The 24,658-nt window shown below is 65.5% G+C and carries 25 protein-coding genes; 11 read left to right on the top strand and 14 right to left on the bottom strand.

The genetic code is table 11. The annotated features are described in order from the left end of the window. Positions 1 to 25 precede the first annotated feature (25 nt). Entirely contained in the window at positions 26 to 469 is a 444-nt protein-coding gene (locus MU553_RS06730; RefSeq protein ID WP_247376993.1) for a VanZ family protein, read from the top strand. Here MU553_RS06730 and MU553_RS06735 read toward each other — a convergent pair. Genes MU553_RS06735 through MU553_RS06755 form a run of 5 tightly spaced genes read right to left on the bottom strand, consistent with a single transcriptional unit; the run spans position 466 to position 5,159 of the window. Further along, positions 466 to 1,203 carry an ABC transporter ATP-binding protein gene (locus MU553_RS06735; protein ID WP_247376995.1) on the bottom strand — a complete coding sequence of 246 codons (738 nt, stop codon included), beginning with the start codon at positions 1,201 to 1,203 and terminating at the stop codon, positions 466 to 468. The two genes, MU553_RS06730 and MU553_RS06735, sit on opposite strands and share 4 nt — an antisense overlap. Then, a complete protein-coding gene (locus MU553_RS06740) occupies positions 1,200 to 1,931 on the bottom strand; it encodes an ABC transporter ATP-binding protein (protein ID WP_247376997.1) in 732 nt (243 codons plus the stop codon). The genes MU553_RS06735 and MU553_RS06740 overlap by 4 nt, the downstream gene beginning before the upstream one ends. Positions 1,932 to 1,933: 2 nt before the next feature. Then, positions 1,934 to 2,986, bottom strand: a complete 1,053-nt coding sequence (locus tag MU553_RS06745; RefSeq protein WP_247376999.1) for a branched-chain amino acid ABC transporter permease — start codon at positions 2,984 to 2,986, stop codon at positions 1,934 to 1,936. 1 nt (position 2,987) lies between these two features. Continuing rightward, positions 2,988 to 3,878, bottom strand: a complete 891-nt coding sequence (locus MU553_RS06750) for a branched-chain amino acid ABC transporter permease (protein WP_247377001.1) — start codon at positions 3,876 to 3,878, stop codon at positions 2,988 to 2,990. Between the two features lie 6 nt (positions 3,879 to 3,884). Then, positions 3,885 to 5,159: an amino acid ABC transporter substrate-binding protein gene (locus MU553_RS06755; protein ID WP_247377003.1), complete on the bottom strand. Its 1,275-nt coding sequence runs from the start codon at positions 5,157 to 5,159 to the stop codon at positions 3,885 to 3,887. Positions 5,160 to 5,466: 307 nt separating this feature from the next. Between MU553_RS06755 and MU553_RS06760 the strand changes: the two genes are divergently transcribed. Both MU553_RS06760 and MU553_RS06765 read left to right on the top strand, forming a co-directional pair. After that, positions 5,467 to 6,630, top strand: a complete 1,164-nt coding sequence (locus MU553_RS06760) for an acyl-CoA dehydrogenase family protein (protein ID WP_247377005.1) — start codon at positions 5,467 to 5,469, stop codon at positions 6,628 to 6,630. 3 nt (positions 6,631 to 6,633) lie between these two features. After that, positions 6,634 to 7,854 (top strand): CaiB/BaiF CoA transferase family protein, encoded by a 1,221-nt coding sequence (locus MU553_RS06765; RefSeq protein ID WP_247377008.1) that lies wholly within the window; start codon positions 6,634 to 6,636, stop codon positions 7,852 to 7,854. A 41-nt stretch (positions 7,855 to 7,895) separates the two neighbouring features. Here the strand turns inward: MU553_RS06765 and MU553_RS06770 are convergent, their stop codons facing one another. Beyond that, on the bottom strand, positions 7,896 to 8,381 hold the full coding sequence (locus MU553_RS06770) for an Lrp/AsnC family transcriptional regulator (protein WP_247377010.1): 486 nt from the start codon (positions 8,379 to 8,381) through the stop codon (positions 7,896 to 7,898). Positions 8,382 to 8,477: 96 nt separating this feature from the next. Beyond that, a complete protein-coding gene (locus tag MU553_RS06775; protein ID WP_247377012.1) occupies positions 8,478 to 9,845 on the bottom strand; it encodes an aspartate aminotransferase family protein in 1,368 nt (455 codons plus the stop codon). 221 nt (positions 9,846 to 10,066) lie between these two features. Between MU553_RS06775 and MU553_RS06780 the strand changes: the two genes are divergently transcribed. The 4 genes from MU553_RS06780 to MU553_RS06795 all read left to right on the top strand — a co-directional run bounded on the left by MU553_RS06780 (position 10,067) and on the right by MU553_RS06795 (position 15,142). Further along, the gene (locus MU553_RS06780; RefSeq protein WP_247377014.1) at positions 10,067 to 11,734 is read left to right on the top strand and encodes an aldehyde ferredoxin oxidoreductase family protein; all 1,668 of its coding nucleotides are present in this window, start codon (positions 10,067 to 10,069) and stop codon (positions 11,732 to 11,734) included. Next, complete coding sequence (locus MU553_RS06785) at positions 11,735 to 12,694, top strand: D-2-hydroxyacid dehydrogenase (RefSeq protein ID WP_247377016.1); 960 nt, start codon at positions 11,735 to 11,737, stop codon at positions 12,692 to 12,694. It begins immediately after the preceding gene. Between the two features lie 185 nt (positions 12,695 to 12,879). After that, a complete protein-coding gene (locus MU553_RS06790) occupies positions 12,880 to 14,283 on the top strand; it encodes an APC family permease (protein WP_247377019.1) in 1,404 nt (467 codons plus the stop codon). A gap of 139 nt (positions 14,284 to 14,422) precedes the next feature. After that, positions 14,423 to 15,142, top strand: coding sequence for a DUF2270 domain-containing protein (locus tag MU553_RS06795; protein WP_247377021.1), 720 nt, complete (start codon positions 14,423 to 14,425; stop codon positions 15,140 to 15,142). Between the two features lie 17 nt (positions 15,143 to 15,159). On the opposite strand, the gene gdhB is transcribed toward MU553_RS06795, so the two are convergent. Continuing rightward, on the bottom strand, positions 15,160 to 16,443 hold the full coding sequence (gdhB, locus tag MU553_RS06800) for a glutamate dehydrogenase GdhB (protein WP_247377023.1): 1,284 nt from the start codon (positions 16,441 to 16,443) through the stop codon (positions 15,160 to 15,162). A 257-nt stretch (positions 16,444 to 16,700) separates the two neighbouring features. On the opposite strand from gdhB, the gene MU553_RS06805 reads away from it, so the two are divergent. Next, complete coding sequence (locus tag MU553_RS06805) at positions 16,701 to 17,777, top strand: archaeosine biosynthesis radical SAM protein RaSEA (RefSeq protein WP_247377026.1); 1,077 nt, start codon at positions 16,701 to 16,703, stop codon at positions 17,775 to 17,777. A 1-nt stretch (position 17,778) separates the two neighbouring features. On the opposite strand, the gene MU553_RS06810 is transcribed toward MU553_RS06805, so the two are convergent. The 4 genes from MU553_RS06810 to purS all read right to left on the bottom strand — a co-directional run bounded on the left by MU553_RS06810 (position 17,779) and on the right by purS (position 19,893). Then, positions 17,779 to 18,420, bottom strand: a complete 642-nt coding sequence (locus MU553_RS06810; protein WP_247377028.1) for a hypothetical protein — start codon at positions 18,418 to 18,420, stop codon at positions 17,779 to 17,781. A gap of 71 nt (positions 18,421 to 18,491) precedes the next feature. After that, positions 18,492 to 18,794 (bottom strand): DUF7967 family protein, encoded by a 303-nt coding sequence (locus MU553_RS06815; protein ID WP_247377030.1) that lies wholly within the window; start codon positions 18,792 to 18,794, stop codon positions 18,492 to 18,494. A 90-nt stretch (positions 18,795 to 18,884) separates the two neighbouring features. Further along, entirely contained in the window at positions 18,885 to 19,562 is a 678-nt protein-coding gene (gene purQ, locus MU553_RS06820) for a phosphoribosylformylglycinamidine synthase I (RefSeq protein ID WP_247377032.1), read from the bottom strand. 79 nt (positions 19,563 to 19,641) lie between these two features. After that, positions 19,642 to 19,893 (bottom strand): phosphoribosylformylglycinamidine synthase subunit PurS, encoded by a 252-nt coding sequence (gene purS, locus MU553_RS06825; RefSeq protein WP_247377034.1) that lies wholly within the window; start codon positions 19,891 to 19,893, stop codon positions 19,642 to 19,644. A 129-nt stretch (positions 19,894 to 20,022) separates the two neighbouring features. Between purS and MU553_RS06830 the strand changes: the two genes are divergently transcribed. Next, positions 20,023 to 20,979, top strand: a complete 957-nt coding sequence (locus MU553_RS06830; protein WP_247377037.1) for a ferritin family protein — start codon at positions 20,023 to 20,025, stop codon at positions 20,977 to 20,979. Between the two features lie 9 nt (positions 20,980 to 20,988). Here the strand turns inward: MU553_RS06830 and MU553_RS06835 are convergent, their stop codons facing one another. Then, entirely contained in the window at positions 20,989 to 21,648 is a 660-nt protein-coding gene (locus tag MU553_RS06835) for a helix-turn-helix domain-containing protein (protein WP_247377040.1), read from the bottom strand. Between the two features lie 179 nt (positions 21,649 to 21,827). On the opposite strand from MU553_RS06835, the gene MU553_RS06840 reads away from it, so the two are divergent. Together MU553_RS06840 and MU553_RS06845 are read left to right on the top strand one after the other, a co-directional pair. Continuing rightward, the gene (locus MU553_RS06840) at positions 21,828 to 22,823 is read left to right on the top strand and encodes a formyltetrahydrofolate deformylase (protein WP_247377563.1); all 996 of its coding nucleotides are present in this window, start codon (positions 21,828 to 21,830) and stop codon (positions 22,821 to 22,823) included. Between the two features lie 357 nt (positions 22,824 to 23,180). Further along, positions 23,181 to 23,522 carry a hypothetical protein gene (locus MU553_RS06845; protein WP_247377043.1) on the top strand — a complete coding sequence of 114 codons (342 nt, stop codon included), beginning with the start codon at positions 23,181 to 23,183 and terminating at the stop codon, positions 23,520 to 23,522. A 43-nt stretch (positions 23,523 to 23,565) separates the two neighbouring features. On the opposite strand, the gene MU553_RS06850 is transcribed toward MU553_RS06845, so the two are convergent. Next, positions 23,566 to 24,588: a phosphoribosylaminoimidazolesuccinocarboxamide synthase gene (locus MU553_RS06850; RefSeq protein WP_247377045.1), complete on the bottom strand. Its 1,023-nt coding sequence runs from the start codon at positions 24,586 to 24,588 to the stop codon at positions 23,566 to 23,568. Positions 24,589 to 24,658 lie beyond the last annotated feature (70 nt).

Raw genomic sequence — 24,658 nt, forward strand, 5'->3', positions numbered from 1 at the left:
TCGTAGAACCCGAGGGGTCTTGAGGATGAGCGGCCGAGTGTCGCACGTGCAATCGCCCTGGCGCTCACTCACGGCCTGGCCCGGCCGCACTGGTCCGGCCGTCCTGTATGCGGTCATCGTCTTCGGCGGGTCCGTCGTGCCGCCGCCGTCGAGCGGGATCTCCCCCGCTGGCCCGTTCGGACTCGTCGGCGCGGACAAGTGGCTTCACGCCGCTACCTACGCAGCGTTCGTCGTGCTCGTCGTCTACGCGCTGTGGACGGTCACGCCCAGACTGCTCGTGGTCGCGGTCGTCGTCGCCAGCGCCTACGGCGCGGGCCTGGAAGTCGTCCAGTCGTTCCTCCCGCTCCGGTCGTTCGATCTGCTGGACATGCTGGCGAACGTGCTCGGCGCGCTGCTGGCCGGCGTCGTCCTCTGGGTGCTGTCGCGTCGGTCGGCCCTGCCGTGGGAAAAGAGGATTCGATCGGACTAGAGTCCGAGGTACACTTCCATCAGTTCGCTCTCGTCGGAGAGCTCGTCCGGCGAGCCGTCGAAGGCGAGTTCGCCCGCGACGAGGATGTTGACGTGATCGGCCAGCCGCAGCGCGGCCTTCACGTTCTGCTCGATGAGGATGACGCGTGCGCCGCGATCGACGAGTCGCTCGACGAGTTCGAAGGCGTCCTCGACCAGCGCGGGCGAGAGACCGGCGCTGGGTTCGTCGAGCAGGAAGGTGTCCGCGCCGGTCATCATCGCCCGGCCGAGGCTCACCATCATCTGCTGCCCGCCGGACAGCGAGTCCGCCCGGTCGCCCAGTTTGTCTTCGAGCGCCGGGAACGCGTCGAGGACTTCCTCGCGGCGACGGGCGTACGCGTCCTGGTCGGAGACGGTGAAGCCGCCGACGCGGAGGTTCTCTTCGACGGTGAGCGTCCCGAAGACGCCGCCGCCCTGGGGCACCGTCGCGATGCCCTCCTTGACGATCTCGTCGGGCTTTGCGTTCGAGAGGTCGACGTCGCCGTACGTAATCGTCCCGTCCCAGATGGGGACGATGCCGTTGAGGGTCTTCAGCAGCGTCGACTTCCCGCTGCCGTTCGGCCCGAACAGGCACGTGATCCCTTCGTGGGACTGAATGGTGACGTCGTGGATGACCTCGTGGTCGCCGTAACCCGTGACGATGCCCTCCGCGCGGAGGACCGGCGGATCGGATCGGGTCTGCTGTTGGCCGCTCATATCGGTACCTCCTCGTCGTCGGCCGAGCCGAGGTACGCCTCGCGGACGCGGTCGTCCGTACTGACCTCGTCGAAGGTGCCCTGGACGATGTGCTTGCCCTGATCGAGCACGGAGACGGTGTCGACGATCTGTTTGAGGACGTCCATGTCGTGTTCGATGATCATGAACGTCGTCCCCTGGTCGTTGAGTTCCCGCAGGTGATCGAGGATGCGGTCGGCCAGCGCCGGGTTGACGCCGGCCGTCGGCTCGTCCAGCAGGATACACGCCGGGTCGAGCATCAGCACTCGACCGAGTCCGAGCAGTTTCTTCTGCCCGCCGCTCATCCCGCTGGCGTCGTCGTCGGCGATGTGGTCGATCTCGAGGAACTCGAGGATTTCCTGTGCACGCTCGTGTTCGTCGACGTCTTTCGGCGTCTGGACCGCCAGCATGTTCTGCCGGACGGTCATGTTCTCGAACGGCGCGGCGATCTGGAACGTGCGGCCGACTCCCTGGCGGGCGATCTTGTGGGGTTCCCAGCCGGTGATGTCGGTGCCCTCGAAGGTAATCGTCCCGCCGTCGGGCGTGTAGAAGCCCGTCAGCGAGTTGAAAAACGTCGTCTTCCCGCTGCCGTTCGGACCGATGATGCCGCGGATCTCTCCGCGGTCGACGCTGAGCGTGATGTCGTCGTTCGCAGTCAGTGCCCCGAACGTCTTCGTGAGGCCGTCGGTCTGGAGTAGTGTCTCGGACATGGCTATAAGATGTTGAACTTCTCCCCGAGTTCGCGCAGGTTGCGTTTGACGTCCTCGCGGCCGACTTCGCCGCGGAGGATGCCGACGACGCCGCTCGGTGCGAACAGGACGATCACCATGATGAGCAGACCGATCAGCGGCAGGTAGAGCGTCGTGCTCCCGAGGAACAGCGAGCTCATGCGGTTGAGCAGGAAGATCAACACGCCGCCGATGATGGGACCGCCGATGGTCCCGAGGCCGCCCAGCAGCGCCATGATGATCATCTGGTCGGTGATGATCGGCGCGAGCACGTCGTTCGGGTGGATGAACGTGATGTAGTACGCGTTCGCTCCGCCGAACAGCGCGGCGATGACACACGAGAGGACGTACACGCGGCGCTTGATCTTCGTGGCGTTGATGCCCAGCGACTGGGCGGCGTCCTCGTGGTCCCGGATGGCTTTCACCCGGAAGCCGAACTCGCTGTGCTCGAAGAGCCAGTACGCCAGCACGATAGTGCCGAGCGTCAGCGCCATCATCAGGTAGTAGAAGAACATCTCGTCGGGCCAGCCGACGAACGGGATGCCCGAGGAGTCGGCCCCCGTCGGAATGGTCATCCCGTACGTGCCGCCGGTGATCTCGACGATGAGCGCGAGCTCTTTCATCGCTTCGGCGAACGCCCACGTCGCGATGGCGAAGTACGCCCCGGAGAGTCGGAGCGTCGGAACGCCGACCGCGTATGCCAACACCGCACAGAAGGCGCCCGCTATTACGAGCCCGGCGATGAACGGCAGTTCAAGTTCTGCCATGGCGATGCCGGTGACGAACGCGCCCACGCCGAAGTACGCGCCGTGGCCGAAGTCCAGGTAGCCGGCGTAGCCGCCGATCATGTTCCAGGACTGGGCCAGGCCGACCCACAGCAGGACGCCCAGCGCGATGCGCGTCCAGAAGGTGTTGAGCGCGAGCGGCAGGAGTGCGAGGACGACCGTTCCGATGCCGAACAGCCAGAGGTGGGAGTCGTCACGGTCGAGCAGGCCCTGGAGGCGGTCGCGGACCGTCAGGTCGTTTTCTGCGCCCACGTCACGCCACCTCCCCTTTGCCGAGCAGTCCCTCGGGCCGGACCAGCAGGAGCAGGTAGATCATCCCGAACAGGACGAAAAACACCAGATCGCCGCCGATGTAGATGGCCGTCAGTGACTGTGCGAGTCCGAGGACGAGTCCGCTGACGATGATGCCGGGCAGGTAGCCCAGGCCCGCGAGCACGATCATGAAGAACGCGAACGCGGTGTACTGCAGCCCCATGCCGGGGCCGGCGGAGTAGATGAGGCCGATGAACACCCCGCCCGTCGCCGTCAGGCCGGCGTAGACGCCGTAGGCGATGGACTGGTAGCGGTTGATGTTCACGCCCATCAGGCGGGCGATGTCGCGGTCCTCGGCGATGGCCCGGATGGCCGTCCCGCCGGTCGTCCGGTAGAGGTAGTACATGAACCCGACGAGTGCGAGCACGCCGACGACGGCGGTGACGACGCGGACTTCCGGGAAGGTCCCGATGCCCGTGACGTCGATGCCGCCCTCCAGCGTCTTCGTCGGCACGGCCCGCGTGTTCGGGCCGAAGATCGTCAACACCGACCCGCGCATGAAGATCGCGAGGCCGAACGTGAACACGAGCCCCATCAACAGCGGCATCGGTCGGTCGCCGGTCGTGACGTGGTGCAGGAACGGCTGGATGACCATGCCCACGAGGAAGAAGGCGATGAACGCGAGGGGAACGACGAGCAGTCCCTCGCCGCCGACCATCGGCGCGACGATGGCGCCCATGAACGCGCCCAACATCACGTACTCACCGACGGCGAAGTCGATGATCTCCAGGACGCCGAACACGAGCGCGAAGCCCACGCCGACGGTGACGTAGATGCCACCGAGCAGCAGGCCGTTCACGATCGACTGTGCGAGGAGATCTGTGCTGACCATCCTCGCTCACTTCCCGACTGGGTAGTCAGCCTCGGACGCCGACGCCGACGATCCGACGACCACTGCCTCGTTCTCGTCCTGCAACTGGATCGGCAGCGGGCTGGTGGACGTGTTGTTGTGGTAGAAGTCGCCCTCCTTGTCGAACGAGACGTCCCCGTAGAACGTCTTGACCTCGATGTCCTCGATGATGCTGACGAGCTTGCTCTTCTGGGAGTCCGAGAGCGGCGGGGCCGCGCCCAGCTCTTCGAGCGCCTGCTGGTAGACGATACCCGCAGCACTGGAGCCGGCCTGCGTGTAGTCCGGGGCCTCGCCGAACTCGGCCTGTGACGCTTCGGCGTAGTCCGCGGCGGAGCCGAACAGTTTGCCGCCCGTGCGCTCGACGCCCGGCAGCCACACCGTCGCACCGAACGTCCCCGCGGCGTTCGCGCCGAGGCCGTCCTTGAAGCTGGACGTGTTCACACCGTAGTGGCAGAAGAAGCCGTTCGGATCGTAGTTCAGCTGGTCTGCTGCCTTCAGGAGGCTCACGTGGCTGCCGATGTGACCACCGTGGAAGTGCAGGTCCGGGTCCGCGTCCTTCGCGCTGCTGACCACGCTCGTCCAGTCGGTGTCGGACGGGTTCAGGTCGTAGGCCAGCACCTCGACGTCTTTGTTCTGGGCCGCGTTCCGCATCGCACTCGCCGTCGCCTTCGAGAACGGTCCGTTGACACCGCTGACGTAGACGGACTCGGCGGCGGGGTCGAGTGACAGGATCTCCTCTGCGGCCTGCCGCGCGATGAGCGTCACCGTCGGGACGGTCCCGAACGTGTGCTTGTACTGCTCTTCCCAGATGCGCGGTGACTCGGCGCTGCCGGTGATGTGCGGCGTCTGGTTTTTCTCCATGATCGGAGACACCGCCAGCGTCACGTTGCTGGAGTACGGACCCAGGACGGCGTCGACGCTCTCGTTTGAAATCATGTTCGAGGCCGCGTCGGCACCGGTACTCGGGTCCGACTTCGCGTCCGCGTAGGAGAGTTCGACTTCGTACTTGCTGCCGTCGATCTCGATGCCACCGTTCTCGTTGACCGTCTTCTTCCAGAGGTCGTACCCGCGCCGGGTGACCTCACCGCCGAATCGCAGGTCGCCCGAGAGCGACGTCACGACACCGAACTTGAACTTGTCTCCGCCACGGTCCGACCCGCCCCCCATACAGCCGGCCACGCCGGCCACGCCCAGGGTGCTCGCCAGCCCCGCTGCTTTCACGAACTGTCTTCTATCTGTTGTGTTCATGTTGTTATCTCGCATGTCTGCCAGTCTCTTTTGCATCTCTCTATATAATACTTTTGTAAATTTGGACTCTATTCAGCATTTGATGCCAATATAGGACTACAAACGATTTTTGTGACCGCTCCAGTATCTCCTTAATTATGAAAATAGGGGGGTAAGTTGGACAGTCGTATAGCGGCGGGCGGCTCGACCACCACGGGTGAGATTCTACACTCTCCGTCCTCGCGGGGGACTGTTCGAAATATTTGGACTGTATACGAGATTATTTTGAAAATATGGATCACCTCCGAAAAACTATTGTTACTGGAGTCTTTTGTCCAACTCAATGCTCGACTACGTGCAACTCGAGGCGGACCTGTCGGACGAAGAGCGGCTCATCCAGCAGAGCGCTCGCGACTTCGTCGAAAACGAGGTCAAGCCGGACATCGCCGAACACTACATCGAGGGAACGTTCCCGAAAGAGCTCATCCCGGAGATGGGCGAGATGGGCTTTTACGCGCCCAATCTGGAGGGCTACGGGCTGCCCAACGTCAGCGAGAAGGCCTACGGTCTCCTGATGCAGGAACTGGAAGCCGGCGACTCGGGCCTGCGTTCGATGGCCTCGGTCCAGGGCGCGCTCGTGATGTACCCGATCCACGCCTACGGCAGCGAGGAACAGAAAGACGAGTGGCTGCCCAAACTCGGGACCGGCGAGGCCGTCGGCTGTTTCGGGCTGACCGAACCGGAACACGGCTCGAACCCCTCCGCGATGGAGACCCACGCCGAGAGAGACGGCGACGAGTACGTTCTCAACGGCGCGAAGACCTGGATCACGAACTCCCCCATCAGCGACGTCGCCGTCGTCTGGGGCCGTGACCGGTCGGCCGAGGACAACCCCGTGCGAGGGTTCCTCGTCGAGACCGACCGCGACGGCGTCACCACCAACAAGCTCGACGAGAAACTCTCGCTCCGCGCGTCGATCACCGGCGAGATCGGACTCAACGACGTCCGCGTCCCCGAGGAGAACGTTCTCCCGGGCGTCGAAGGCATGAAAGGCCCGCTGTCCTGTCTCACGCAGGCGCGCTACGGCATCGCCTGGGGCGCGCTCGGTGCAGCCCGCGACGCCTTCGAGGAGGCTCGCCAGTACTCGAAGGACCGCGACCAGTTCGGCGGGCCCATCGCTCGCTTCCAGCTCCAGCAGGGCAAACTCGCGGAGATGGCGACCCAGTTCACGCTCGGCCAGCTGCTCGTCCACCGACTCGCCGACCTCAAAGAGCGCGGTGACCTCCGTCCCCAGCACGTCTCGATGGCAAAGCGCAACAACGTCGACGTCGCTCGCGACATCGCCCGGACGTCCCGCGGCATGCTCGGCGGCAACGGCATCACGGCCGACTACTCGCCGATGCGCCACATGGCCAACCTGGAGACGGTGTACACCTACGAGGGGACCCACGACATCCACTCGCTCATCCTCGGCCAGGACCTCACCGGCATCGCGGCCTTCGAGTAATCCATGACCGGCGAAGCACAAACCCCAGACAGCGACGAACAGCCCCTCGACGGACTGACCGTCCTCGACGCCTCGCGCGTCCTCGTCGGGCCGTTCTGTACGATGCAACTGGGCGATCTCGGCGCGGAGGTCATCAAGATCGAACGCCCCGACGGCGGCGACCAGACCCGCGGCTGGCACCCGCCGACCTACGGCGACGAGAGCGCCTACTACGTCAGCGTCAACCGCAACAAGCGTTCGCTGACGCTGAACCTCGCCAGCGAGGAGGGTCGCGACGTGTTCCGCGACCTCGCCAGCGAGGCCGACGTCCTCGTCGAGAACTTCCGCGTCGGGAAGATGGAAGACTGGAACCTCGACTACGAGACCCTCAGCGAGGAGAACCCGGAACTGGTCTACTGCTCGCTGTCGGGCTACGGCGAGTGGGGCCCGCACAAGGACCGCCCGGCCTACGACATCATGATGCAGGCCGAAGGCGGGCTGATGAGCATCACCGGCGAGGAAGACGGGCCGCCCGTCAGGGTGGGCGTCGCCATCGCCGACATCGGTGCCGGCATGTACGCCACCCAGGCCATCCTCGCGGCGCTGTTCTACCGCGAGTTCGGCGACGGCACCGGCCAGAAGATCGACGTCAGCCTGCTCGACGGCCAGGTCGCCTGGATGACCTACATGGCGTCGTACTACTTCGCGACCGACGACCCGCCGGGGCGCATGGGGAGCAAACACCCCACCATCGCGCCGTACCAGGCGTTCGAGACCAGCGACGGCTACGTCGTCGTCGCGACGGCCTCCGAGAACCTCTGGCCGAAGTTCTGCCGGGGCCTCGACCGCGAGGACCTCATCGACGATGAGCGCTTCGCGGTCAACGCCGATCGCGTCGAGAACCGGTCGGAACTCGATCGGATTCTCGACGAGGAGTTCGCACAGTATTCGACCGCCGAGGCCGTCGCACGGATGGAGGAGGCCGGCGTCCCGGCCAGCCGCGTCCGCGACATGGAGGACGTCTTCGAGAACCCCCAGGTCCAGGCCCGGAACATGCACCAGGAAGTCGACCACCCGACCATCGGGACCGTCGAGATGGCGGGCAGTCCGATGCACTTCTCGCGGACGCCCACTGCCATCGACCGCCACCCGCCGCTGCTCGGCGAGCACACCGAAGAAGTCCTCCGTGAGTTCGGGTACGACTACGGCACGATCGACGAACTGGACGAGAACGACATCATCTGACCGGGGCGGTTCGGATCAGATTCGAGAGAAGCGCGTTTTTCTCATTCTGCCAGCGCGTCGACGAGCGTCTCGACCTCGAAGTCGTTGAGCGGGTTCTGTTCGTCTTTGACTGTGGTGATGACGAACTTCGAGGAGGTGCGTTCGATCTCTTCGATGGCTTCGTAGTCTTCGACGAGCTCCTCGACCATCTCGCGGTTGGCGACGTGGGCGATGGCGACGAAGTCCGTGTCGCCCATGGTGAAGTATACCTGGTTGACCCCCTCGACGGCGGCGAGTTTCTCGCCGACGGTGTCGTGATAGCCCTCCTCGAACTCCGCCCAGATCTCCGAGATGAGCGTGATCGAGAGGCCGACCTTGTCCAGATCGATGTCGTAGAGGTCGTTTTTGATGACGCCGGACTCGCGAAGTTGGTTGAGCCGGTAGTGCACCGTCGATTTCGGGATACCGGTCGCGTCTTCGATCTTATCCGGACTCGCTGTGCCGTCTCTGGCGATGGTGGTCAGAATCCGAATGTCTTTCTCGTCCATGGGCGACTTCTGAATACTGTCCAATGATAGTGGGGGCATATAAATGTATGCTGGTCGGGATGTCTACACCGCGGTGAGGCGGGGACGTGACGACGGTCAGGGCGCGTGCTGTTCGATGGACTCGCAGATGATATCCATCCCTGCGGCGGCCTGCTCCTGGGTGAGAACGAGCGGCGGGATCAGGCGGAGCACGTTGCCGCGGCGGCCGGCCGACCAGACGAGCACGCCCTGCTCGTAGCAGTCCTGGCGGATTTCCTTGACGAGTTCCTTGCCGGTCTGGTCCTCGCCGTCGGCGAACTCGGCACCGGTGAACTGCCCTTTTCCGCGGACGTCGACGAGACGGTCGTTGACGCCAGCGGACTCACGCAGGCGGTCGCGGATGTAGCTGCCGACCTCGCGCGAGTGCGCGAGCAGGTCGTTGTCCCGGATGTACTCGATGGCGCGGACGCCGGCGACCATCGCCGGGGCGTTGCCGCGGTAGGTGCCGACGTGGCCGCCGGCCTCCCACGTGTCCAGGTCCTCGTGGTACATCGTCCCCGAGAGCGGGAGCCCGATGCCGCCGATCGCTTTCGCCATCGGCATGGCGTCGGGCGTCACGTCGTAGTGGTCACTCGCGAACCACTCGCCGGTCCGGCCGAAGCCGGTCTGGATCTCGTCGACGATCAGCGGGATGTCGTTGTTCTCGGCGATCTCCTTCAGACCGGGGAGGAAGCCCTCCGGCGGGGTGACGATGCCACCCTCGCCCTGGATCGGCTCGACCCAGATCCCCGCCGGGTTCGCGAACCCGCTGTAGGGGTCTTCGAGGAGTTCTCGGACGTTCTCGAGGGCGCGGTCCTTGGCTTCCTGGGGGTCCAGTCCCTGTTTGTGCGCGTAGGGATACGGCACGTGGTGGACGTTCGGGAGCATCGGCGCGTAGTCCTCCTTGTACTTCTTGCCAGCCGTGAGGCTGAGCGCGCCGGCGCTGCCGCCGTGATACGCGCCGCGGAAGGCGATGAGGCCGTCGCCGCCCGTGTTGTACTTGGCGAGTTTGATGGTGGCCTCGATGGCGTCACTGCCGGTCGGGCCGCCGAAGACGACGCGGTTGTTGTCCGGGAGCGCTCCCGGCGCGATGTCGTTGAGCGCGTCGATCAGGTCGAGCCGTGCTTCGGTCGGGAAGTCGATGGTGTGAGTGACCTTCTCGGTCTGCTCCTGGACTGCCTCCAGCACGTAGGGGTTCGAGTGGCCCACGTTCAGGACGCCGATGCCGGCGAAGAAGTCGAGGAAGGTGTTCCCGTCGGCGTCGCGGATCGTCGCACCCTTCGCCTCGTCGATGGCGATGGGGACGGCCTTCGGGTAGGCGACGGCGCTGCTGTCGATCTCGCGCTGTCGCTCGAGGAGTTTCTTCGACTCCGGTCCGGGAATCGCCGTTTCGACACTCGGCTCCTGTGCGAAGTGGAGCTCGTCGAACGCCTGTTCTACAGCCATGGTAGAACACAATTCTACTAGATACTAAATCTTTGTATTGAGTACGATATATGGCCATATTACTGAACATCTCCCGCAGCAAACCGGCGGTTCGGGTGGCAAACGAACGCCGCTCCCCGGCAGTCACTGGCTTCGGATGATGTTTCAGTATCGAGCTAAAAGTCGGATTTAGTTCTACTGATGGCGTGGATTTAATATCCAGCACTCTCATACCCTGCGTAATGCTGCACACTGTGGGCGACCTTCTGTCGATAGATCTGACCGCCCAGCGAACAGACACCGAGTCCATCGACGGCGTCCTCGAGTCGTTCATCGGGGGCCGGGGCGTAGCCACCAAACTCGCCCACGAGCGGATCCCGTTCGACGTCGACCCCCTCTCGCCGGAGAACCGCCTGTATTTCACCACCGGGCCGATGCAGGCGTCGACCATGAGTTTCACCGGCCGGACGAACTGCACCGGCGTCTCGCCGCTGACCGACGGCTTGCTCTCCTCGAACGCCGGCGGGTTCCTCTCGCGCAACCTCGCCGCGACGGGCTACGGCGCCGTCGAGTTCCACGGTGCGAGCGACGAGTTAGTCGCCGTCCACGTTACGGACGACGGCGTCGAGTTCGAACCGGTCCCGGAACTGGAAGGCGCAGAGGTGCCCGAGACCGTCGCCGCGCTCACCGAGCGGCCGGAGATCGACGTGGACAACACGGCGGTCATCGGGCCGGCCGGCGAGAACGAGGTCCGTTTCGCCTGCATTATGACCTCGGAGACGCGCGCGTTCGGTCGCGGCGGCCTCGGCGCCGTCATGGGTGCGAAAAACGTCAAGGCGATCACGTTCAGCGGCGACTCCGCACCCGAGATCGAGATCCCGCCGTTGCAAATGGACGTTCACCGCGAAGCCGCGACGGAAGACCACATCATGAAGCGCCAGGGGACCACCAGCGTCACGGAGTACGCCAACGAGATCGAGGCGCTGCCGAGCTACTACTTCGAGGAGACGTCCTTCGAGAGCGCCGGCGCGATCGGCGGCGACGCCGTCGAGGAGAAGAAGTACAAGAAGGGAACCTGTTCGGCCTGCGCGTTCGCGTGCAAGCTCCCGACGAAAGACGAGGACGCCGGCATCGAAACCGAAGGTCCGGAGTACGAGACGGTGATGGCGTTCGGCTCGAACGCGGGCGTCGACGACGTGGTCGACGTGATGCGCTCGAACGAGCAGTGCGACCGCTACGGCCTCGACACGATCAGCGCCGGCGACGTGGTGTCGGCGTACCTCGCAGCCAACGACGAGTTCGGGAACACGGACCTCATCGAGGACCTGGTCGAGAAGATCGCCCACCGCGAAGAGGAGGGCGACCTGCTCGCGGAAGGAATCGACCGGTTCCACGACGAACTCGGCGTGAAAAACTGGACCGTCAAGGGCATGGAGTTCCCCGCCCACGACGGCCGCACGCTCAACGGCCAGGGGCTCTCCTACGCCACGGCCAACCGCGGCGCGGACCACATGTTCTCGGTGATCTACTCCTACGAGTACCCGCTCGTCTCAGACGAGGACGCCGTCAGCCGCGACGGACTGGACGGCAAACCCGAACTGCTCGTCCAGCAGGAGAACCAGCGTGCCCTGGAGGACTGTGGCATCATCTGCCGGTTCTCGCGTGACTTCATGACCCACGACCGGCTGGAGGGCCTGTTCGGGCGGGACATCGGCGAGCTGCTGTCGATCGGCGCCGAGGTCGTCACCCTCGAACGCCACTTCAACAACCAGCGCGGCTTCGACCGCGGCGACGACCGCCTCCCATACGAGCTCCCCGGCTTCGAGGACGCACTCGACGAGTACTACGACATCCGCGGCTGGCGGGACGACGGCACGGTTCCGGAAGAACCCGTCGTCGCCGGGGACTGAATGGCCGACTCGCCCGACGTCCTCGTGTTGCGCGAGGGCACCGAGGGGCTCTCGACGCGCGCGTACGCCGACGAACTCGCCGACCGACTCCCGGCGTGGACGGTCGCGCGTGCGTCGACGCCCGCTGCCGAACGCGACCTCGTCCGCCACGCGACGGTCGTGACCGGCAACGCCATCGACCGCGACCTGCTGGACCGCGCCGCGGCCCTGGAACTGTTCGCCTGTACGTTCGCCGGGACCGACCACCTGCCGCGCGACGCGCTCGCCGACCGGGGCGTGACGGTGACCAACGCCAGCGGCATCCACGCGCCGGGGATCGCCGAACAGGTCCTGGGGTACCTGCTCACGTTCGCCCGTCGACTCCACGTGAGCTGGGAGCGCAACACCCGTGGCGTCTGGCAACACGTCCAGTCGACGGAACTCAAGGACTCGACGGTCACCGTCGTCGGCCTCGGGTCGATCGGCACGGCCGTCGTCGACCGCCTCGCCGGCTTCGACGTCGACACCGTCGGCGTCCGTCACTCCCCCGAGAAGGGCGGACCGACCGACGAGGTACTGGGGTACGACGCCGTCCACGACGCGCTCGCGCGAACGGACTACCTGGTGCTCGCGTGTCCGCTGACGGACCTGACGCGACACCTCATCGACGCCGAGGCGCTCGCAACGCTGGAGCCCTCGGCCGTCGTCGTCAACGTCGCCCGCGGTGGCGTCGTGGACACGGACGCGCTGGTCGCGGCGCTGCGGACGAACGGTATCCGCGGTGCAGCGGTCGACGTCACCGACCCCGAGCCGCTCCCGGCCGACCATCCGCTCTGGGGCCTCGACAACGCCCTCGTGACGCCACACACCGGCGGACACACGCCGCAACACTGGCCGCGCCTGGCCGACGTCGTCGCGTCGAACGTCCGGGCGCTCCGCGACGGCGACGCTGCCCTCCAGAACGTCGTCCTGGACGGCTGACACCCTCTCCCCTGGCGACCGAGCGAGCTTTTGCGTCCCGTTCGTTACGAGATGTTGCTAGCGTAACTTGCCTCAATTATAATCAACTATGTCTGACTATTGCGCCTACTGTTGGATTAAGTTCAAATAATAGCTTAATTCCTGAACTCAGTAAGATATATACATCTGTCTGAAAACGACTGCATATGGATGACACACAAACGGACGGAAAGTTCTCGCGCGTTCTCTCCAAGCGCGACGTGTTCGTATTGGCGTTCGGAGCCATGGTCGGGTGGGGATGGATCATCCAGTCGGGGTATTGGATCGACCAGGGTGGCGTCACCGGGTCGGTCCTGGCGTTCATCCTCGGTGCGTTCATGGTCGCCGTCGTCGGGCTGATCTACGGCGAGCTCGCCTCGGCGATGCCGTTCGTCGGCGGCGAACACGTCTACAGCATGCGTGCACTGGGACCGATCGGCTCGTTCATCTGTACCTGGTCGCTGATCTTGGGGTACGTCGGCGTCGTCGTCTTCGAGGTCGTCGCGTTCCCGTCGTCGCTCGCGTACGTCGTACCGGGGTTCAACGCGCTCCCGCTCTGGACGGTCGCCGGCCAGACCGTCTACGGGACGTGGGTTCTCGTCGGCGGCGTCGGCGCGATCGTCATGACGTACCTGAACTACAAGGGCGTCCAGCCGGCCGCGCAGTTCCAGACGATCCTGACGGTGGTCATCGGCCTCGCGGGCATCACGCTGGCCATCGGTGCGGTGGCCAACGGCCACTCGACGTCGACGCCGCCGTTCGCCGACTCCGGGATGGCTGGCGTGCTCACCGTCGCCATCATGACGCCGTTCATGTTCGTCGGGTTCGACGTCATCCCCCAGGCAGCCGGTGAAGCCGACGTCTCCGAACGGACGCTCGGCCTGTTGATCGTCGCGTCCGTGTCGGTCGCCGCGCTGTTCTACATCCTCGTCATCTGGGCCTCCGGGCGAGCGCTGCCGGGGTCAGTGCTGGTCGAGAGTCCGCTGCCCGCGGCCGCCGCCATGGAGGCGCTGTTCAGTAGCGCCGCTATCGGGAAGATCATGGCGCTGGCGGGCATCGCCGGCATCCTCACCAGCTGGAACTCCTTTTTGCTCGGCGGCAGCCGCGCCATCTACGCGCTGGCCGAGTCCGGCATGCTGCCGGAGACGCTCGCGACCGTCAACCCCGAGACCGACACCCCGTCGCGAGCGCTCGCGCTCATCGGCGGCCTGTCGGTGTTCGCGCCGCTGTTCGGCGAACAGATGCTCATCTGGATCGTCAACGCAGGCGGGCTGGGAATCGTCGTCGCGTGGGTGATGGTCGTCATCTCCTTCCTCGTCCTGCGCGTCCGCGAACCCGAGATGGACCGACCGCTGAAGCTCCCGGCCGGGAAGGCCGTCGGCGTCCTGGCGCTCGCGCTCACGCTCGGGTTCACCGGGATGTACCTGCCGGGCGCGCCCTCGGCGCTCCAGTGGCCCTTCGAGTGGGGCATCGTCCTCCTGTGGGTCCTGCTGGGCGTCGGCCTGGTGGTCCAGTCGCGCCTCTCCAGTGGTAGTTCGCACGTCGAGGCTCACACCTTCGACGGCGACTGACCACGTTCGGCGTCTGACGTTCTGCGACCGCTCGACCGATTCCGCTGCCGACCTGTTCTGTGCTATTCGTGTGGCGTGCGCGAGACGAGGGACGACGCTTATCGAGCGCTGGCCCCTTACGCTAGTGAGTGTCTCACGAATGAGCGAGTCAAACCGCGACGACATCGACCCGACCGCCCCGGAACAGCGGGAGATCGGCCGGGAGATGGTCGACGAGAACACGGGGCTCGGATCGGTGATGGCCCACTTCTACCGGGGCGAGATGTCGCGCGTCACGACGTGGCGCCAGCGGCTCGACGAGACGACCAAGTGGACGGTGACGTTGATGGCAGCTATCTTGACGTGGGCGTTCTCGAACACCGACAACCCACACTACATCCTCCTGATCGGGGTCGGTGCCGTCGCGACCTTCCTCGGCATCGAGGCGCGGCGGTACCAGCACTACGACGTGTATCGGACGCGGGTCCGGATGCTGCAGGAGAACCTGTTCGCGAACGCGCTCGACCCGACGCGCGAGGTCGAAGACCACGACTGGCGCGTCGCACTCAGCGAGGACTTCCGCACGCCGACGACGAAAATCTCGTTTCGCGAAGCGCTCTCGAACCGGCTCCGTCGCGTGTACCTCGCCTTGCTCTGCGTGTTGCTCGTCGCGTGGCTCTTCCGGATCACGGCGTTTACACCCGGCGAACAGACGTGGCTCGCCGCCGCCGGCATCGCCTACATTCCGGGCGTCGTCGTGGTCGGAGCGCTCTGCGTGTTCTACGGACTCATGATCGTCATCACGATCTGGCCGCGAAAACAGCACGCCAGAGGCGAACTCCACGAGGGCAATTCCGACGACTGGGACGACGTTCGATAACCGTTATTCGCGTGCGGTCACGGCCAGAGCCCGCGCGTGCTCTTGGCCTCGGCGACGCGTGAGAGCGCGACGATGTACGCCGCGTCGCGCCAGGTCACGTCCCGCGCCTCGTACTCGCGGCGGACGTCGGCCCACGCCGAGAGCATCTCCTCCTCCAGTTCCTCCCGCACGCGTTCGACCGTCCACTGACGGCGGTTGATGTCCTGGAGCCACTCGAAGTAGCTCACGGTGACGCCGCCGGCGTTCGCGATGATGTCCGGGATCACTGCCACGTCACGCTCGGCGAAGATGCGGTCGGCCGCCGTCGTCGTCGGTCCGTTGGCTCCCTCGACGACGATGTCGGCCTGCACGGCGTCGGCGTTGGCCTCGGTCAGTACGTTCCCGACCGCCGCCGGCACGAGGACGTCCACGTCGAGCTCCAGCAACTCGGCGTTCGTGACCTGTCGTGCTCCCTCCACGTCGGTCACGGCTCCCGGCTGTTCCTCGTGTGCGTTGATCTCCTCGGTCGCCAGTCCCTCGGGGTCGTAGACCCCGCCGTTCACGTCGCTGACCGCCACGACCGTCGCGCCCCACTCGTCGAGCAGGCGTGCCGCGTTGGCCCCGACGCTCCCGAAGCCCTGCACGGCGACGGTCACGTCGTCGAGGTCCATGTCGTAGTAGCTGGCCGCCTCGCGTGCGACGATGGCGACGCTCCGACCCGGCGCCTCCGCGCGGCCGTAGCTTCCGCCGATGAGCGGTGGCTTGCCCGTGACGACTCCGGGCACCGTCTCGCCTTCCTGCATGCTGTAGGCGTCCATGAACCAGGCCATCGTCTGGGCGTCCGTCCCCATGTCCGGCGCCGGGATGTCCTTGGTCGGCCCGACGAAGTCGCGCATCTCCTCGGCGAACCGGCGGGTGAGTCGCTCGCGCTCGTCCTCGCTCAGTTCCTTGGGGTCGGCGACGATGCCGCCCTTCGCACCGCCGAAGGGGAGGTCCATCACCGCGCACTTCCAGGTCATCCACATCGCCAGCCCGACGCACTCGTCTTCGGTCACGTCCGGATGGTAGCGGAGACCGCCCTTGTACGGGCCCCGCACGTCGTCGTGCTGTGCGCGATAGCCCGTGAACACCTCGACGGTCCCGTCGTCGCGCTCCAGCGGAATCGATCCGCTGAGCACCTTCGTGGGATGTTTCAAGCGCTCGATGACGCCCTCGTCGACGTCGACGTGTGCCGCCGCGCGCTCTAACTGGTGGCGTGCGGTTTCCAGCGCCGATTCCGGGTCTCTGTCCGTCGCTGTCTCCGTGTGTGCTGACTTTGCCATCTATCTCTCCTGTCCCGAGTGATCGACCACTCGGACGGCCCCTAGTTTAATTATATTGTATAAAGCCCTTTTGCATACAATAATGGAGTTTAAAATTGAACTGGGTTCGAATATGGGCCGGGGCGTCGACAGTGCTGGAACGAACGGATGCCAGAGATAGGGGACTGGGCTCTCGTGGTCTGGTGACCGGGGCTGGGTGTGTCCAGCCGGCAGCCGTGACGGTGAGCCTTTACCGTTCGGGCCGATAGCGAGGGGTAATGAGCAAGCCGAGCCCCGACGTCTACGAGCAGGGGAAGGGGATGGACGCCCACAACAAGGCGATGCGGGAGATCCGCTCCCGGAAGGACGAGACCTACGACCCGCGGGAACCCACGCGGGTCTGGATCGACGAGGACAACACGCCCGACGGCGTCTACCAGTCGCTGACCATCATCCTGAACACCGGCGGCTGCCGGTGGGCCCGCGCCGGGGGCTGCACGATGTGTGGCTACGTCGCCGAGTCAGTCGAGGGCGGGTCGGTCTCCCACGAAGACCTCATGGCACAGATCGACGTCTGTCTGGAGCACGAAGCCGAGAATGCGGAGGACCAGTCCGGCCTCATCAAGATATACACCTCCGGCTCGTTCCTCGACGAACGCGAGGTCCCCGCCGAAACTCGAAGGGCGATCGCTTCTGAGTTCGCCGACCGCGATCGCATCGTCGTCGAGTCGCTGCCGGACTTCGTCGAGCTGGAGAAGATCGAGGACTTCACCCAGCACGGCCTGGAGACCGACGTCGCGATCGGCCTCGAAACCGCGACGGACCGCGTCCGTCGGGACTGCGTCAACAAGTACTTCGAGTTCTCGGAGTTCGAGCGCGCGGCCGAACACGCCCAGGAGGCCGGTGGCGGCATCAAGGCGTATCTGCTGATGAAGCCCCCGTTCCTCTCGGAGCCGGAGGCCATCGCAGACATGAAACGCTCCGTGCGGCGGTGCGCCGACGTGGAGGCCTGCCACACGGTGTCGATGAACCCCACGAACGTCCAGCGCCACACGATGGTCGAAGACCTGTACCACGACGGGGGCTACCGACCGCCGTGGCTCTGGTCGGTCGCCGAGGTACTGGAGTCGACCGCCGACGTTGACGCCATCGTCGTCTCCGATCCCGTCGGCCACGGCAGCGACCGCGGCGCGCACAACTGCGGGGAGTGCGACGACAAAGTCCAGACGGCGATCAAGGACTTCGACCTCCGGCAGGACCCATCGGTGTTCGAGCAGGTGTCCTGCGAGTGTGAACTGACCTGGGACGTCGTCAGAGAACGAGAAACCGGGTACAATCAGCCGCTCGCGCGATAGATCACACGCCGCGCTCGGGACGTGACCCGCCGCCCGAGATGCGACCGAACAGGCCCTTCACTTTCGCTTTCAGTTCCCCGTCGTCGTAGCGGCGCGTGACGGCCCAGGTGAGAATCTGGACGACGACGCCGACGCCGAACAGGGCGTTCGCCCACGTCGGCGGCGTCGGGACCGAGAGGCTGGTCAGCGACGCGACGATGGCATCGGTCGCCAGTGCGGCCCACGTCAGGTACGCGCCCCAGGCGGCGCTGACGAACACCACGACGACTTTCTGGAGGAGCACCGCTACGACGGCCCCGATGACTGGCCCAGCCAGGATCACCGGATCGGCGAGGTTCGTGACGGGGGACATCGACGTGCCCGTCAGCGTCAGCGCAGCGCCGAGCCCGGTCGCCGCACCGGGGACGAGGAGCATGAGCACGTAGATCTTCTGTGCGATCACGAGCCCGACGAATCCCAGCAGGAGGATGCCGGCGACGGTCGGGATCGGCCCGACGCTCGCGGCGCTGGCCGCGAAGAAGCCGGCGCCGCCGCCAAGCAGGAATCCGAACAGTTTCAGTCCGGTTCGGTAGATGAACACGCCGCCGACGGTGAGCGCGAGTCCGACGAGCAACAGGACGGCAGTGAGTACGATGTTCGACACCAGTTGGTCACCACGTCAGATGTCGAACAGCCGATGGATAAGTGTGCTGGCAGCACGTGGCGCGGGCGGGTTCAGAGCGTCGCGTCGGGGTCGTGTTTCTCGGCCATCCGTTCGACCTCGTTCGCGTACCGCTCTCGCGTTTCCTCGTCGTCGACGGTGCCGAGGTTCGAATCCTCGACCGTTATCGAGACCGGCGTCGCCCGGTCGGGGCCGGTGAAACTCGGCAGCGCGCGCTCCTTCCGGAAGTCGCGCCGGCCGTCCGGCGTCGCGTACGTGAGAATGATCATGTTCTGCTCGTCGTCCCCGTAGGTGCGTTCGACCAGCCAGACCCGCTCGGTCTCACCCGTGTCGTCTGCGTCGTCGGTCGTCGCCATGCTAACAGTTAGGTGCTCAGGAGATTTCAGTCCTGGGTCGGTTCTCACACGACGAGACCGAACGAACGTATTTTGCCCCGTCTGAGGGTCTTACTCCGCGAAACCAGTCAGCACGCCCTGCCCGTCGGTCGGACCGATGTCCGGGAGCGCTGCACGCTCGGGGTGGGGCATCAGCACGGCCACGGAGTCGTGCTCACCGAGCACGCCCGCGACGTTGTGTTTCGAGCCGTTGGGATTGGCGTCGTCGTCGACGTTCCCCTCGGCGTCGCAGTACCGGAAGAGCACGCGGTCTTCGGCCTCCAGCTCGTCCAGCTTGTCGTCGCTGATCTCGAAGCGGCCCTCGCCGTGGGCGATGGGCAACTGGATGACTTCGCCTTCCTCGTAGGCGTCGGTCCAGGGCGTGTCCGCGTTCTCGACGCGGAGGTAGACGTGTTCACACTGGAAGCGCGCGCTCTCGTTGGTGGTGAACGCGCCGGGCGTGAGGTCCGACTCGGAGCCGATCTGGGCGCCGTTGCAGACGCCGAGGACGGGAACGCCCTCGTCGGCGGCCTCGCGCACCTCGTTCATGATCGGCGAGCGGGCGGCCATCGCGCCGGCCCGGAGGTAGTCCCCGTAGGAGAAGCCCCCGGGGAGCATGATGCCCGTGGTGTCCTCGGGCAGGCCGTCCTCGTGCCAGACGAGTTCCGCGTCGACGTCGAGTTCGGCGAGCGCGGCGACGGCGTCGCGGTCACAGTTCGACCCGCCGAAGCGGATGACGGCGACTGTCACGCGAGCCACCTCCTGGTGGCGAGGGTGACCAGGGAACGGGAGGTGAGCGTCCGTCGGACGCGAGCGGGAGCGAGTGAGGTCATCGTTCCTGAACTTCGACCTCGTAGTCGTGGATGGTCGGGTTCGCGAGCAGGCGTTCGGCCATCTCGTCGGCGCGCTCGGCGGCCGCGTCGGCGTCGGCGGCGTCCAGGTCGACCTCGAACTGGTCGGCAGAGCGCAGGTCCTCCAACTCGAAGCCCAGTCGTTCGAGGGCGCGCTGGGTCGTCTCGGCCTCGGGGTCGAGCACCCCGTGTTTCAGCCGAACCGTCACGGTCGCGGTATAGGCGGTCATTACCCGGAGTGCGGTCGCCCCGGACGAAAACGCTTGTGACTTGGGTGTGTCGGCCACCGCGACTGATACAAAAATCCACCTAGCAAGCTAGGCAGCAGTCGTATGCACATCCCTGTGGCACGTGGTAGTATGACACAGGTCGAGGACACGAGTCGCGACATGCGACTCGACCCGGACTCGTTCGCACAGGGCTACTTCGAGAACGCCGTCTACCGCCACTGGGACCCCTACGAGGACGTGTCCGAGGACCTGCTCGAACAGGACCGCGAGAACATGCTCGCGCAGGAGGACCAGGGTCAGGAGCACTTCGACGCCCTCCGCGGGACCATCGCGCTGTTCGGGGCCGGCGAAGAGGCCGTCACGGAGGACCTGATGCCGCTCGCGCTCGTGCTCGAGGACATCGACGACCAGATGTTCGTCTCCAGTCAGATCTACGAGGAGGCCAAACACACCCAGTTTTTCGACCGGTACTGGCGAAACGTCATCAACCCCGTTGCGGAGGAGCGCGGCTACGAGGTGGTCAACCCCACCGACCAGCGGTGGTTCCCCGAAGGGTACGTCGAACTGTTCGACCGGACCGAAGCCGCCATGGAGCGCCTGCTGACCGAGGACACGCCCGAGAACCGGGCGAAGGCGTACTGTCACTACCACCTCGTCGTCGAGAGCGTGCTGGCCCAGACCGGCTACTACGGGCTCACCTCCCGGTTCAAAGAGGAGAAGTCCGACATCTACGCCGACGACATCGAGACGGCGCATCTGCCGGGGCTGGTCAAGGGCGTCAACTTCGTCCGCTCCGACGAGGGCCGCCACGTCGGCTTCGGGATGCACAAAGTCCGCCACCTCATCCACGAGGAGGGCGTCGACGAGGCCGTCGTCCAGGACACGTTGCAGTCGTTGCTCCCGCTGATCTCCGAGACGGTGCAGGCCAATCAGGTCGAGGAGGCCGATCCCGTCCCGCTGGTCGAGTACGCCAGCGACAAACTCACGCGGCGCATCGACATCCTGACCGACGCGACGGCCGAAATCCCGGGCGTCGACGAACTGGTGAAACTCGAGAACGTCGACGACCCAGCGGCGAGCGACTGATCGCACCGCTCACCGGACCAGCGGCGTGAGGACTTTCGACTCGATCTTCTGGAGGTGTTCGGTGACCGTCCCCGGCGCGACGTCGAGCGCGTCCGCGATCTTCCGCTGGGTCGTTTCCCGCGGCACCTCGTAGTATCCCATCTCGACCGCCGTCGCGAGGATCTCTCGCTGGCGGTCGGTGAGCAGCGCCGCGACCTCGTCGAGGTTCGGCTGGTACTCGCCGGTCTCTTCGAGGCGCACGTCCACGGCGTCGGGCGCGTTCGAGACGACGCGCTGGAGCGTGCGGTCCTCGCCCAGCAGCGTCACGCGCAACTCTTCTCCCTTACCATGCTCAGCCTCGCCGAACTCGATCGGCGTGGAGATGAGCACTTCGTGCTCGCGCTCGACGGTGAGCAACTGCTGGACGACCTCCGTCGCCTCGGCGTGGATGTAGGCGTACCCCTCCTCGCGCCCGAACACCTCGCACTGGCGGATGTCGTCGCGCTCCTCCAGAATGGTCCGGGCGAGTTCGAGGTCGCCTCGCAACTGCGTGAGCATCAGGACGGTGCCGTCGCCCAGCAGCGTGATGTTCTGGATGCCTTCGTGGGTAATCGCCGGGTGGCTCGAGATCGTCCGTCCGACGCCGGTAAAGCCCGACTCGGCGACGACGGTGAACGTGGCGTAGCGCATCCTGCGTTCGTCGTCGCCTTCGCTGCTCTCACACAAAGGTCTACGGCGTGAGCGCTGCGGGTTCGATGCGGCGGGGTGTATTCGGTGGCAATGCGCGTGCTGGCGACAAAAAACAACTTTTTTCGCCGGCCCATGCTGAGTCGGTGACCAATGAGTACCCTCGCACGCGGGTGCCGGTGGTGGTCGCCGTGACGCGCAAGCACAAACTGACCGAAATCACCGTCGTCGGCGAGGACGACACCGGACTGATCGCGAACGTCACCAGCCTGCTGTTCGAGCGGGGCATCAACATCGAGGATCTGGATCAGGCCGTCCGGGAGGGCGTCTTCCGGATGACGATGCACGTCGACACCACGGAGATGGTCTGCACAGAGGAGAAACTCCGCGAGGACCTGACCGACCTCGGCGACGATCTGGGCGTCGACATTCAGGTCCGCTTCCCGGCCGACCGGGAGACACAGTCCATCGCCGTCCTCGTCACCAAGGAGTCCCACTGTCTCGAAGCGCTGTTCGAGGCCTGGGCCAACGGCGACCTGGGCGCGGACATCGGCGTCGTCATCGGCAACCACGACGACCTCCAGCCGCTGGCCGAGAAGTACGACGTCCCCTTCCACGACATCGGCGACGAGAAAGGGACGCCCGACGAGGACCACCTCCTCGAACTCCTCTCGGAGTACGAGGCAGACCTCGTCGTCCTCGCGCGCTACATGCGCATTCTCAGTCCCGACGTGGTCTTCCGCTACGAGAGCCGCATCATCAACGTCCATCCCTCCCTGCTGCCGGCGTTCCCCGGTGCCGAAGCGTACATGCAGGCCATCGAGGAGGGCGTCCGCATCGCCGGCGTGACCGCCCACTACGTCACGACCGACCTCGATCAGGGCCCCATCATCACCCAGCGGGCGTTCAACGTCCCGGACGACGCCACCGAGGAGGAACTCCAGCAGATGGGCCAGCCGCTGGAGGCCGAGGCCCTCATCGAAGCTATCGGACTCCACCTCGACGACGAGGTGTCCGTCCACCGCGGGCGCACGCGACTCCGCGACGACGTCAGCGAGGAGTCCGTCCAGCTCGGTGCGCCGGACGATCTCGACAGGGCCAATCCCGATCGGCCGATCGACGGGCTCGGCGAGGTCGTGGCGAATCAGGAGCCGGAAGAGACCGAAGCCGATGATTGACCGGCGAGGACGTCGGTCCGAGCCGCGATATCGGCTTCGTTGAAGCCGACGATTGACGCGAGGCCGACCGGATGGGAGGCCTCGGACTGTGCGAGCGGTGAGTGGAGCGAGCCGCGAGCAGGAGGACGCCGGTCCGAGCCGCGATGTCGGGTTCGCTGAAGCCGGCGGCTGAACCGGTGCTGTTCAGGGCGGCCGCTTCTCGACGGCCCGTCTCCCGTCGGTCACGTTCTCTACGTGTCCTCTGACGTTTCGACGCCAGTCACGGCCGTGGCTGGCACGGTTCTCCCGAGGTACTCAAGGACCTGCTACTGGTGGCTCATTAAGTTTATTACGGCCAGTACAGAAGTAAAATACAACATGCAAACGCGGAGCATAACTGAGGCGGGCGGTATCGTCCTCGTGGTCGCCGGGTTCGTCACGGCCGCGTACCTGACGCAGGACGTGACGTTCGGCTTCATCCTCCCGATCATACACGTGATGAACATCGCCGTGGGTATCACCGGGATGGGGCTGCTGGCGCTCATGAAGCCGCGGCTGGCACCCGTCGCCGGCGCCGTCGGCATCGGACTGGCCATCGACACCTTCGTGTTCATGTATCACGATCCGCTGTGGGCGCTGCCGGCCCTCGCCGGTGGCACCCTCTGCGTGGGCAGTCTCGTCTCCGGACGGGTGTCGGTCCCACAGCCCCAACAGCAGTAACACGAACGCCGCTCCGCGCTCGCAAAAATCGACTGCGCTCTTCCTACTTCAGTTCTCGGACGCTCTCGACGGCCTCGGACAGCGTCGGTGCCTCGAACAGGTCGCGGCCGATGTAGGCGTTGGTTCCCGCGGTGTAGAGGTCGCGAGCGGCGTCGACGACGTGGTCCGGGAGCGGTTCCGGATCCTGCTCACAGAGGGACTTCCAGTCGGCGAGGTCTTCGGCTTTGGCCTCCGATTTGGCCTCGCTGACGGCCTCGACCCACTCGGGTTGGGTCCGCTTGTGGTACTGGCGGATGACCTCCTTCGAGACCTCCTGGCCGTCGAACGAGAAGCGGTTCTCGTCGAACGTCCCGACGACGTCGGCGACGTACACCTGTCCGTCGTGATAGAAGCACTCGATCTTGCCGTCCTCGTGGACCAGGCCGCACTCTCGGGCACGTTCGGTGACGAGTTCGTTGACGGCCAGCGCCGTCTCTTCCAGGTCGTCGATGGCGACGGGACCTGCGATCTCGTCTGCTTCCGCTCGACTGAGGTAGCGGTCGGACTCTTCCAGTTTCGTCGAGAACTCGACGACCGGCTCCGGGAGGTCGACGACCTCTTCGGGCCACTCGTCGTAGTCGAGGTCGAACTCCGCGGGGTCGGCGCGGGAGCGGAGACTCGATCCGACGGGCACGGTGTTGCGGAAGACGATCTCCAGGGGGATCAGGTGGTTGTCGCCGGCGTCGGCGTAGTAACTCTCGTAGTCGTAGTCGCGGCCGTCGTGGGGTAGGTCGGGGACCTGGGTCAGCTGGATGGCCATCTCGCGGGGCGGATCGAGCACTTCCTCGAGGGGGACGATCTCGCCGTTGGAGACGACGCCCTCGTAGTGGGTCGGGACGCCGGCGGCTTCGAGCAACTCGAAGTTGAACGCGCCCATCGTACAGAGGCTCGCGCCCTTGTTCGGGATGGCGTCGGGCATCTTCCCCCAGTCGAACACGGAGTAGTCGTCCGTGAACACGAACGCACCGCGACCCAACTCGGTGGCGGTCGCGTCCTCCTCGATCCGGAACTCCTTGACGCTCGTCATCTCGTCTCCCCCGGCTGTCCGCCGAGACGCTGACTGCTGGTCATTGTCTCGTGGTTCGCCCCTCACCACT

Source organism: Halorientalis brevis, assembly GCF_023077655.1.